Genomic DNA, 11,735 nt, shown 5'->3' on the forward strand with positions numbered 1-11,735 from the left:
ATTATTTTGGTAAATATTTTGCAGGATCAACGGATTGCGCTTTATAACGAATCTCAAAATGTAGTCTAACTGATGAAGTTCCTGTTGCGCCCATTGTTGCAATTTGCTCACCGGCTCGAACTGTTTGTTGTTCCTTAACTAAGATTGATTGATTATGCGCATAAGCTGTTAAATAATCATCATTATGTTTAACAATAATTAAATTACCGTATCCCGGTAACGCATTACCAGAATAAACCACTCGACCATCAGCCGCAGCGACAACTTTATCACCTAACGATCCTGAAATATCAATCCCTTTACTTGCGTTAGAAAACTTTTCAATAATCTTACCATTAGCTGGCCATTGCCAAGAAATATTAGCAACCGTGGCTGTTGCGCCTCCTAAATTGGAACGACTTTGATCCGATGAATTAGAACTACTTGGAACAGATGTAATAGTATTACTTTGAACAGATTGAATGGTGCTACCTTGATCAGATGAACGGCTTGATGAAGTACCATTTGAATTATCTTTGATCGTCACAACTTTTTGGGTAACGTTATTTTTAGTTTCAACAACCGTTGTTCCAAAACTGACATCCAAAACTTGACCTACATTAACGGCGAAAGGTTCTTTAATATTATTTTTTGCGGCTAATGAACGATAATCGTTACCCGTTACCCAAGCAATATAAAATAGGGTGTCACCACGCTTAACAGTATAAGTATCCCCCTTATAGCCACCTTTAGGAATATCATCATAATTACGATTATACACAATACGTTCATTCGTTGCTGCAACGCTTTGACCAGACGAGCTGGAAGATTGCACGGTTGAACTTGAGCTTGAGGACGATTTAGGATAAGTAGAGTTCGATATTCGGTTACCTGTCGAAATATTTGTCGGTGGTCTGCTATAAACAGACGGATTTGAACTCCCGGAAGAATCTGAAATATCTACAATTGTAGCAGGGTTTGTTTGAGTACACGCAGCAATCAGCAAACTTAAACTACTTAATGTGAGAATTTTTTTCACTTTAATACCTTTCATTCGTTAATCTTATTTTGGTAGAAATTGCCCATGATTATACATTTTAACGTTTTTACCGTAAAAAGCTATTATCTTTAAAATATTCATGCTAATTTGATCATGGTCGAAGAATGATGATGAGTACTTAATTAAAGACAAACTCACGCCATAAATCCAATAAGCTGTATAAAAATGAATGCCCTTTCTGACAAGAAATTTAACACCACTATACCATTAGTGAATCAACAAGCAAACTTGCTTATCAACTAAGATTAAATATTCAAAATGCAATTTTACAATGGGTATAAAATGATAAAAACTGAAATTGTTTTGAACGCAATGAGTATATACAATAAAATAGGTTTTCGTATAGTATATTTGTGGTATTTTTTTCAAAATTAAAATGTGACCAAATCTAATGACTTTATATATTGTAGCCACCCCAATTGGAAACTTAAACGATATCACGCTTCGCGCAATTGAGATCCTTAAAAAGGTTGATTTAGTTGCTGCCGAAGACACTCGCCACAGTGGATTACTGTTGCAACATTTGGGAATCAAAGCCAAACTTTTTGCACTGCACGATCACAACGAGCAAGAAAAATCTCAGCTATTAATTGAAAAGCTCAAGTCTGGCGTATCGATAGCATTAATATCTGATGCAGGAACTCCCTTAATAAATGATCCAGGCTATCATTTAGTGAAAGCTTGCCGTGAAAATGAGATTAACGTTGTTCCTATTCCTGGCGCTTGCGCAGCGATTGCAGCCTTATCGGTTGCAGGACTACCGTCAGATAAATTCAGCTATGAAGGTTTTTTACCCGCTAAAAGTAAAGCTCGTCAGGACTATTTAATGACACTGGTGAATGAAACACGAACGATGATATTTTATGAATCAACACATCGTTTACTTGATACCTTACATGATATGCAAACTGTATTTGGCGCAGACAAACAAATCGTATTAGCCAAAGAGCTAACAAAAACATGGGAAAAGATTGTTAGCTATCCGGTGACTCAATTAATTAATTGGCTAAATGAAGATATTGCCCGTCAAAAAGGGGAGTTTGTTTTAATTGTTGAAGGCCATACTAAAACTGACACGGATATCGATCCCAATGTCATTCACACATTAAAGTTATTAACCAAAGAGCTTCCATTAAAAAAAGCGGCTGCAATCACCGCCGAAATATACGGACTTAAAAAGAACCAACTTTATCAAATTGGATTGAGTTTGGAATAATGAAAGCATCAATCAACTAACAATTAATAGCTATTGAGCTAAAACAAACTTACTAGCTAAATAGTAAGAAAGCGTTAACCTCGAATAAAATTAGACAGTAAAACATCGATAAGAACATTGGCACAAATAGTGCGATTTAGTATATAATTAGCCACTATTTTCAAGTAATTTAATGATAAAAGGTAACAAACAGTATGGGATTCAAATGTGGGATCGTCGGACTACCAAATGTTGGTAAGTCAACACTTTTTAACGCACTAACTAAAGCAGGCATTGAGGCGGCTAACTTTCCGTTTTGTACAATCGAGCCAAACACTGGTGTAGTGCCAATGCCCGATCCTCGTCTCGATCAGCTTGCTGAAATTGTCAAACCACAACGCACTTTACCAACCACAATGGAATTTGTTGATATTGCTGGATTAGTGAAAGGTGCATCAAAAGGTGAAGGGCTTGGAAACCAATTTTTAGCCAATATCCGTGAAACCGAAGCAATTGGTCATGTCGTACGATGCTTTGAAAATGAAAACATCATTCACGTAGCAGGTAAAATTGACCCTGCCGAAGATATTGAAATTATTAACACCGAGCTAGCGTTAGCAGACCTTGAAGCTTGTGAACGTGCTATGACTCGACTACAAAAACGAGCAAAAGGCGGTGACAAGGATGCCAAGTTTGAACTTGAAATTTTAGAAAAATGTCTACCCCACTTAGAACAAGGTAAAAAATTATTACTATTGGATTTAAGCAAAGAAGAACTAAACGCAATAAAGTATCTTAGCTTCTTAACCTTAAAACCAACCATGTATATTGCTAATGTCAACGAAGACGGTTTTGAAAATAATCCTTATTTAGATAAAGTTAAAGCCATTGCAGAAGCAGAAAAAGCGGTTGTTGTTCCTGTCTGTGCTGCCATTGAAGCGGAACTTTCAGAACTAGATGATGCCGACCGAGATGAATTTATGCAAGACCTAGGATTAACTGAACCGGGGTTAAATCGTGTCATACGTGCAGGTTATAAATTACTTAATTTACAAACCTATTTTACCGCAGGTGTGAAAGAAGTACGGGCATGGACAATATCCGTTGGTGATACCGCACCGCAAGCGGCTGGAAAAATCCACACTGATTTTGAAAAAGGCTTTATCCGAGCGCAAACTATCGCATTTGATGACTTTATCAAATACGGGGGTGAACAAGGGGCAAAAGAAGCAGGTAAAATGCGTTCTGAAGGTAAAGACTACATCGTACAAGACGGCGACATTATGAACTTTTTATTTAATGTCTAATAGTAACACGTATGATGAAATACATTAACGTCACCACAAGGTGGCGTTAACGTTTAACGATAAAAAACACGATAACCAAAGCCTAAATCATTAAACAATAATCAAAACACATCGAGTCGATCCATTGAAACACAAATAACCATGTTAATAAAACATTAACACTATTGATAAAATGGATGCATCAACTAGGTAAGGAAAAACTATGTTACTGACTTTCGACCAAGCAAAACAAAAAATATTGCAAGCTTGCACCACCGTAAAATCACTTGAACACGAAACAGTATCATTAAATGATGCACTCGACCGAATTACCGCTGTACCCATTATATCCCCCATTAACGTCCCTCGTTTTGATAATTCGGCAATGGATGGTTATGCTGTCAGATTAGCTGATATTGAAAAATCAAGAACCTTACCGGTTTCTAAGACTGTTTATGCAGGTGATGATATCGGTGATCTTAACTGGGCAATTGGCAGTTGTTTACGAATTATGACAGGTGCGCCTGTTCCTAATGATGCTGATGCGGTTGTTATGCAAGAACATACACAAGTAAAAGGTCAACACATTACTTTTCTTAAAGATATTAAAGTTGGGGATAATATTCGCCGAATCGGTGAAGATATCAAAAAAGATGCAATCACAGTTGCCAAAGGTCAACGCTTATCAATTCCTACTTTATCGACATTAGCAACGCTTGGCATTCATCAAGTTTGCGTGTATAAAACATTAAACGTTGCTATCTTTTCAACCGGCAACGAACTAACGCCAATTGGTCAACCGTTAACCGACAATGGTGCTATTTATGACAGTAATGGTTTCACATTAAAACAGCTATTAACAAAACTGAATTGCCAAGTGATCGACCTAGGTATTATTCCTGATGATCCTAACCAAATTAAACAAGCTTTAATGATAGCCTCAACCCAAGCTGATTTAATCATTACCAGTGGTGGGGTATCGGTAGGCGATGCTGACTACACCAAAACGGCTTTAGAAGAGTTAGGACAAATTAATTTTTGGAAGATAGCGATGAAACCCGGTAAACCATTTGCCTTTGGACAAATTGGCAAAGCGCTATTTTGTGGTTTACCCGGTAACCCTGTTTCAACAGTAGTGACATTTTATCAACTCGTTCAACCTTTAATTTCAGCGCTTGCAGGACAACAAACGCTATCAGCGGATTTAACTTTTCAAGTTAAAACAGCAACCGATCTTAAAAAAAGTGTTGGGCGCATAGATTTTCAACGTGGTAGAGTGGAACCAAATGACCAAGGCGAGTTAGAAGTTAAATCAACGGGTCAACAAGGTTCACATATTACCCAATCGCTCAATAAAGCTAACTGTTTTATAATATTAGAACAAGAACGCGGAAACGTCAGTAAAGGAGAATATGTCACCATTACGCTGTTTAATGACTTATTAAAATAGTGCCACTAAAATGGCTCCAGCGGCAATCATCACAACCCCTACGCCTGATAAAAATGAAATTTTTTCACCAAATAAAACCGCGGCAAATACCACTGCAAACACCACGCTTAGCTTATCAATAGGGGCAACTTGCGACACTTTACCGTCTTTGATTGCCATAAAATAAAACAGCCATGACAACGCACCGGCAATACCACTTAATGCAATAATCAGTAATGCTTTTTTATCATTAAAAAACGTATTAATTAAGTTTAATTTACCCTGAACTGCCACCACGCCAACCAAAAATATCGCCATAACAATAGCTCGAATTGCGGTTGCCGTATTTGCATCAAGATGCTGTAAACCAATTTTGCCCAAAATTGCCACGAAAGCCGCAGAAATGGCAGACAACAAGGCATAAATAAGCCAAGCACTCATCTTTAATTCCTGTCTATTTGAATCATATATTGCTGGTTATTTGAATTTTTTTGGCATTGTTGTGAATTACTCATCACACCATCACAACCTTCTAACACACCGTGCGCTTTTGACCAACGATATTGTTTACCGTGATCATTCTTACCACCACAAGCAATTAAGCTTAAACTCAGTATCACACAAGACAATGTAATCAGTACTGTTTTCATGGTTTTCTCCGATGTTAATGTAGAAATGATTACTCAAGCTATATAGATTAATAATTGTTATTCTATTTTAGAATCTGTTTGATGAATAGATAGACTACCACCTATTTTTAACAAATGAAAGGCTCGAGCTTCACGGTATTGAGATAACAAAGTTGGCGGTTCATCTAAAGGTTCATCGGCTAACTCAAACGCTCCCCAATGTATTGCCATTGCGGCATGGCAATGTAACTCATCATAAAGTTGTACTGCTTGCTCAGGATCGATATGTTGTGACTGCATAAACCAACGAGGCGCATAAGCACCAATTGGAATAAGTGCCAAATCAATATGTGTAAAATATTCACCAATATGCTTTAAAACTGATGAATAAGCGGTATCGCCCATAAAATAGAGTGTTTTTGTTTGATTAGCATTAGCCACATTTGATTGAATCACCCAACCACACCACAATACCTTATTCACATCAAATAAACCACGTTTACTCCAATGTTTGGCAGGTGTTGCAGTAAAAGTAAGATTATCGATATCCGCCGATCCCCACCAATCCAGCTCAATAACCGTCTTCGCCCCCCACTTATGAAGTTTAGTTTTTAAACCTAATGGCACTAAAATAACAACATTTGCAAAACGACTCACTAATTGTCGAATGCTATGATAATCAAGATGATCATAATGATTATGTGAAATCACAATAAAATCAATGTTAGGAAGTTCTTCAATACTCAGTGCGGGTGGTGTACGGCGTCTAGGGCCTAAAAACTGAAAAGGTGAAGCACGATCAGAAAAAACAGGATCGGTTAAAATCATTTTACCGTTAAGACGAATCAACGTAGTTGAATGCCCTATCCACCAAATTCTATCATCGTCTAACGTCATATCAATCGATTGACACCATTGATGATTAAAACCAAGATAACCTGCTTGTGGGGGCAAAACATTCCGATTAAAATACCAACGACAAGTATCACTTAAAGTAAGCTTAAACGGCTCCTGATTTTTAAATTTTTTACCGTTATGGTGAGATTGATCAACGATATTTTTCTGTTCATAACTCATTAAAACGACCCTTATTAATTTGCATATCGCTCAATTAACACAGCGACATTACTAGCATTAGCAATAGCATCGGGTTTAGAGACTTTAATTTTAATATGACCAACTGAAAACTTTTGCATAACATGCTCAGCAACCTGTTCAGCAACGGTTTCAATTAATTCAAATTGCTGACTTTCAACAAACAAAGTAACAGACTGACTAACCAAAAAATAGTCTAAACAGAGCGAAACATCGTCATTTTTGCCTGCCGGTTGATTATTCCAAGCCATCTCTAAATCCAAGATAAGCTTTTGCTTAATGTCTTTTTCCCAACTATAGACCCCAATGGTTGTAAAAATAGTTAAACCTTCAATCAAAACACGATCATGATTATTTATGCGCATATTTCACCCTAAAAACAGATTAAGTTTATCTACTTTAAACAGAAGATTACCGAATCTCAACAAATTACGCTATAATTTATTTTAAATTGTAATGAAATTAACCATAGCACTTATGACCCGTATATATCAACCTGTTTCGATTATTGAAAATAGCATCATGACATTAGATGATAATGCATTTAATCACCTTATTCGGGTTTTACGAATGAAAACAGGTGAAAATATTATCCTTTTTGATGGTACTAATCACATCACACCAGCAACAATACATGAAATCAATAAAAAATCGGTAACCGTCAAAACGGCGACCACCCTATTAGACAACCGTGAATCCCCTTTAAAAATTCATCTTGGACAAGTCATATCACGCGGTGAAAAAATGGAGTTTACCATACAAAAATCTGTCGAATTAGGGGTAACCAGTATTACGCCCCTACTTTCTGAACGTTGTGGAGTAAAACTCGATGCAGAACGATTAGACAAAAAAGTGAATCAGTGGCAAAAAATTGTGATTTCAGCTTGTGAACAATGTGGTCGTAATATCATTCCGGTGATTCATCCCGTCATGAAACTAGAAAATTGGTGTGCCAACTTAAACAGCGGTTTACGTTTAAACTTACACCCTAAAGCAACGCATGGAGTAAAACACCTTCCTACCGGACAAACGGATATCAGTTTACTAATCGGGCCTGAAGGGGGATTATCTGATGACGAAATCAACATGACACATCAGTATCAATTTACCGATATTTTACTAGGGCCACGAATACTGCGTACCGAAACAGCAGCGCTTACAGCCTTAACAGCACTACAAGTTCAATTTGGTGATTTAGGATAATTAACTGTAAAAAATCATAATTCATCATGTTTACATTGCATCTTAATCTGTTACGAGTATGATAGTTGCCAAAGCTTTTGCATAGTGATAAAAACACTATCTGTCACAATTCATATTTTATTGAACAATACAAAAGGAGTTACCATGATTAAGCTTGGTATTGTTATGGATCCAATCAGTCATATCAAGATAAAAAAAGACACCAGTTTTGCAATGTTGCTTGAAGCACAAAAACGGGGTTATCAACTTTTTTACATGGAAATGAACGATCTGTTTTTACGTAATGGTCAACCTTATGCAACAACACGAAAGTTAACCGTTCATCACGATCTCAATCATTGGTTTGATATGGATGAAGAACAAACACTACCATTAAGTGATCTTGATGTCATACTAATGCGTAAAGATCCCCCTTTTGATACTGAATTTATCTATTCAACTTATATTTTAGAACGAGCAGAAGCAAATGGTGTACTTGTGGTAAATAAACCACAAAGCTTACGTGACTGTAACGAAAAACTATTTACAGCATGGTTTGCCCAATTTACGCCAGAAACCCTCGTGACTCGTCAAACTCAATTAATACGAGCATTTCATCAAGAACACCAAGATATCATCTTAAAACCACTTGACGGCATGGGCGGATCGTCAATTTTTAGAATAAAACAAGATGATCCCAATATATCCGTTATTATCGAAACCCTAACCGAAATGAACACCCGATATTGCATGGCTCAAGCGTTTATTCCTGCAATTAAAGACGGCGACAAACGTGTTTTGGTCGTTGACGGTCAACCGGTGCCTTACTGTCTTGCTAGAATCCCTCAAAAAGGGGAAACTCGTGGAAATCTGGCAGCTGGGGGATATGGCGAAGTAAGACCACTCAGTGACAGTGATTGGCAAATAGCTAAAAGCGTAGCACCAACCTTAAAAGAAAAAGGACTATTGTTTGTTGGTTTAGATATTATTGGTGATAAATTAACTGAAATAAACGTCACCAGCCCGACTTGTGTACGTGAAATTGAAGCGGCAAACCCAGACATATCTATTACAGGCATGTTAATGGATGCCATTGAAAAACGATTAAATAAAAAGAGCTAAACATGATTAGAGAATATAAAAAAACGGATCTCGATAAAATTATGCAACTATGGCTTGAAGGAAATATTCAAGCCCATAATTTTATTGATCCTGAATTTTTCAAACAAAATTATGAATTTGTTAAAATGCTCATTCCAATGTCAACCATTTACGTGCAAGATCTTAATGGCGTAAAAGGATTTATTGGCTTAACCGAAAACTATATTTCTGGTTTATTTGTTGACGAAGAATTCCGCCGACAAGGGACAGGAAAAGCACTGGTTAATAAAGCGAAACAGCGTTACAACGAATTACTTGTTCATGTCTACAAACAAAATAGTACAGCTATTAATTTTTATCTTTCACAAAATTTTGAAATTGTTTCCGAATCCATCAATGAAGAAACCAATGAACCCGAATTATTGATGCGTTGCTTAGTTGAACACAACGTAAAAATCGGCAAGTGTGCAATTTAAATAAAACTAAAATGTGAGCATATGAATCTAAAAAATTATTTTATCATTGCAATGCCAAACGTATCCGAAACCTTGTTTAGCCGATCGGTGGTATATATTTGTGAACATAATCGAGATGGAGCAATGGGTATCATCATTAACAAACCTCTTGTTGAACTCAATGTTGCCACCGTATTGACTCGTCTTGAAATTATGGCACCAAAAAACTGTGCTGAACTAGAATACCCTGTATTTTGTGGTGGCCCTTTAGCGGATGAACAAGGATTTATTTTACATACTCCACAATCGGGCTTTTCATCGAGCATTCAAATATCTGATGACGTGATGATAACCACATCACTTGATGCATTAAAATCGATTGGGACACCTGAACAACCGAAAGATCTTTTTCTTGCATTAGGTTATTCAAGTTGGCAATCACTGCAACTTGAATCAGAAGTTGCCCGCAACGATTGGTTAGTGGCAGAAGCCGATCCCAATATTATTTTTAATGTTGCTATTGAAGAACGCTGGCAAAAAGCCGCCGAATCGCTAGGGATTAATATCAATCGCATATCGCATCAAATGGGAAATGCATAAACAATGGCAACCATTATTGCATTTGATTTTGGAACCTCAAGTATTGGTGCGGCGATTGGACAAGACATCACCAAAACAGCCAATCCACTTTGTTCGTTCAAAGCACGAGACGGCATTCCTAATTGGCAAACTATTGAAAAGGTACTTAAAGAGTGGAAACCTGATTACTTAGTGGTTGGGTTACCCCTCAACATGGACGGTAGCGAACAACCACTGACAGCCAGAGCACGAAAATTTGCTAACCGTTTACATGGCATGTTTGGTTATCAAGTTCATTTACAGGATGAACGATTATCGACGGTCGAAGCTAAATCGCACATCTTTGCGTCACGTGGTTACCGTGCACTTGAAAAAGGTCATATTGATGCTACTTCGGCAATTATTATTTTAGAAAGTTGGTTTGAAAACCATTAACTATTTTAACCTTTTATTTATTTTACAAATAATTCATCGCTAATCATTTACATACTTGCTAAAATAATCAGCAGTTTTCTTATTTAAGGACTGCTTCTCGTGTCAAATAAAACGCCTCTTAGCTATAAAGATGCCGGTGTCGATATCGACGCCGGTAATGCACTGGTTAATCGTATTAAATCAGTTGTCAAAGAAACCAAACGTCCTGAAGTCATGGGTGGATTAGGTGGATTTGGCGCACTATGCGCAATCCCACAAAAATATCACGAACCGATTCTAGTGTCGGGTACAGATGGTGTCGGGACTAAATTACGGTTAGCAATGGACTTACAACGCCATGACTCTATCGGCATTGATTTAGTCGCCATGTGTGTAAATGATCTTATTGTTCAAGGTGCTGAACCCCTATTCTTTCTTGATTATTATGCAACAGGAAAACTCAATGTTGACATTGCAGCAACGGTAGTGACAGGAATAGCACAAGGTTGTAAACAAGCTGGTTGTGCACTGGTCGGTGGCGAAACGGCCGAAATGCCAGGCATGTATCAGGATAACGATTACGATCTAGCTGGATTCTGTGTGGGTGTCGTTGAAAAATCAAAAATGATTGACGGCAGTCAAGTACAAGACGGTGATGCCATCATTGCGTTAGCATCGAGTGGGGCGCACTCTAATGGCTACTCATTAATTCGAAAAATTATTGAAGTCAGTGGGGTAAATCCGGCAACTGAACAATTAAATGGTATGCCACTTGCTGCTCACCTCCTTGCACCGACCAAAATCTACGTCAAATCGATTCTTGATTTAATTGAACATGTCAATGTACATGCCATAGCGCACATTACAGGCGGTGGATTCTGGGAAAACATTCCACGAGTGCTACCCGACAATATGCAAGCAATCATTAACGAAAGCAGTTGGCAATGGCCACCACTATTTAATTGGCTACAACAAGCAGGTCATGTCAGTCGGCACGAAATGTACCGTACTTTTAACTGCGGTGTAGGTTTGATTATTGTCTTACCCCAACATTGTGTTAATGACGCCTTAACGTTACTCAATAACCATGGTGAAAAAGCGTGGTTAATGGGTGAAATAAAACAGTCAACATCGGATGAACAAGTCATTATTCTGTAAAATAGACATCTGTTACTATATAATTTAGATAAATTGTATAGTAACAATCTATTCAATGTAAAATGCCAAAACCATTTCATTTGTTCATTATCGAGCACATATTAGATGAATGAAACTATGCAATTCTTTTTTAATATCTACAAAGTCATCAATCATGTTTAAAAAAGGTTGGG

14 protein-coding genes are annotated in these 11,735 nt (G+C 37.3%); 9 read left to right on the top strand and 5 right to left on the bottom strand.

Annotated elements, in window-relative coordinates; all coding sequences use genetic code 11:
• Position 1 precedes the first annotated feature (1 nt).
• The gene (nlpD, locus tag ACGH47_RS06935) at positions 2-1,033 is read right to left on the bottom strand and encodes a murein hydrolase activator NlpD (RefSeq protein ID WP_411623057.1); all 1,032 of its coding nucleotides are present in this window, start codon (positions 1,031-1,033) and stop codon (positions 2-4) included.
• Positions 1,034-1,430: 397 nt separating this feature from the next.
• Between nlpD and rsmI the strand changes: the two genes are divergently transcribed.
• From rsmI to moeA, 3 genes are all read left to right on the top strand, one after another.
• Complete coding sequence (gene rsmI / locus ACGH47_RS06940) at positions 1,431-2,255, top strand: 16S rRNA (cytidine(1402)-2'-O)-methyltransferase (RefSeq protein WP_411623058.1); 825 nt, start codon at positions 1,431-1,433, stop codon at positions 2,253-2,255.
• A 194-nt stretch (positions 2,256-2,449) separates the two neighbouring features.
• Positions 2,450-3,541, top strand: a complete 1,092-nt coding sequence (ychF, locus tag ACGH47_RS06945) for a redox-regulated ATPase YchF (RefSeq protein ID WP_065559414.1) — start codon at positions 2,450-2,452, stop codon at positions 3,539-3,541.
• A gap of 202 nt (positions 3,542-3,743) precedes the next feature.
• On the top strand, positions 3,744-4,970 hold the full coding sequence (gene moeA, locus ACGH47_RS06950) for a molybdopterin molybdotransferase MoeA (protein ID WP_411623059.1): 1,227 nt from the start codon (positions 3,744-3,746) through the stop codon (positions 4,968-4,970).
• On the opposite strand, the gene ACGH47_RS06955 is transcribed toward moeA, so the two are convergent.
• Genes ACGH47_RS06955 through folB form a run of 4 tightly spaced genes read right to left on the bottom strand, consistent with a single transcriptional unit; the run spans position 4,962 to position 7,038 of the window.
• A complete protein-coding gene (locus ACGH47_RS06955; RefSeq protein ID WP_267352579.1) occupies positions 4,962-5,390 on the bottom strand; it encodes an EamA family transporter in 429 nt (142 codons plus the stop codon). The genes moeA and ACGH47_RS06955 overlap by 9 nt on opposite strands.
• A 2-nt stretch (positions 5,391-5,392) precedes the next feature.
• Positions 5,393-5,599, bottom strand: a complete 207-nt coding sequence (locus tag ACGH47_RS06960) for a hypothetical protein (protein WP_267352578.1) — start codon at positions 5,597-5,599, stop codon at positions 5,393-5,395.
• A gap of 57 nt (positions 5,600-5,656) precedes the next feature.
• Positions 5,657-6,655, bottom strand: a complete 999-nt coding sequence (locus tag ACGH47_RS06965) for an MBL fold metallo-hydrolase (protein WP_267360473.1) — start codon at positions 6,653-6,655, stop codon at positions 5,657-5,659.
• 14 nt (positions 6,656-6,669) lie between these two features.
• Positions 6,670-7,038: a dihydroneopterin aldolase gene (gene folB, locus ACGH47_RS06970; protein ID WP_411590241.1), complete on the bottom strand. Its 369-nt coding sequence runs from the start codon at positions 7,036-7,038 to the stop codon at positions 6,670-6,672.
• A gap of 112 nt (positions 7,039-7,150) precedes the next feature.
• On the opposite strand from folB, the gene rsmE reads away from it, so the two are divergent.
• The 6 genes from rsmE to purM all read left to right on the top strand — a co-directional run bounded on the left by rsmE (position 7,151) and on the right by purM (position 11,562).
• Positions 7,151-7,876 carry a 16S rRNA (uracil(1498)-N(3))-methyltransferase gene (gene rsmE / locus ACGH47_RS06975; RefSeq protein ID WP_267380656.1) on the top strand — a complete coding sequence of 242 codons (726 nt, stop codon included), beginning with the start codon at positions 7,151-7,153 and terminating at the stop codon, positions 7,874-7,876.
• Between the two features lie 144 nt (positions 7,877-8,020).
• Positions 8,021-8,977 carry a glutathione synthase gene (gene gshB / locus ACGH47_RS06980; RefSeq protein WP_267380657.1) on the top strand — a complete coding sequence of 319 codons (957 nt, stop codon included), beginning with the start codon at positions 8,021-8,023 and terminating at the stop codon, positions 8,975-8,977.
• A 2-nt stretch (positions 8,978-8,979) separates the two neighbouring features.
• Positions 8,980-9,432: a GNAT family N-acetyltransferase gene (locus ACGH47_RS06985; protein ID WP_267352573.1), complete on the top strand. Its 453-nt coding sequence runs from the start codon at positions 8,980-8,982 to the stop codon at positions 9,430-9,432.
• 21 nt (positions 9,433-9,453) lie between these two features.
• Positions 9,454-10,011 carry a YqgE/AlgH family protein gene (locus tag ACGH47_RS06990; RefSeq protein ID WP_267380659.1) on the top strand — a complete coding sequence of 186 codons (558 nt, stop codon included), beginning with the start codon at positions 9,454-9,456 and terminating at the stop codon, positions 10,009-10,011.
• Positions 10,012-10,014: 3 nt separating this feature from the next.
• A complete protein-coding gene (gene ruvX, locus ACGH47_RS06995; protein ID WP_267352571.1) occupies positions 10,015-10,425 on the top strand; it encodes a Holliday junction resolvase RuvX in 411 nt (136 codons plus the stop codon).
• Positions 10,426-10,524: 99 nt separating this feature from the next.
• Positions 10,525-11,562 (top strand): phosphoribosylformylglycinamidine cyclo-ligase, encoded by a 1,038-nt coding sequence (purM, locus tag ACGH47_RS07000; RefSeq protein ID WP_267380661.1) that lies wholly within the window; start codon positions 10,525-10,527, stop codon positions 11,560-11,562.
• The last annotated feature ends 173 nt before the right edge of the window (positions 11,563-11,735 follow it).

The organism is Gilliamella sp. CG16 (genome assembly GCF_046635785.1).
GTDB classification, from domain to species: Bacteria; Pseudomonadota; Gammaproteobacteria; order Enterobacterales; family Orbaceae; genus Gilliamella; species Gilliamella apicola_I.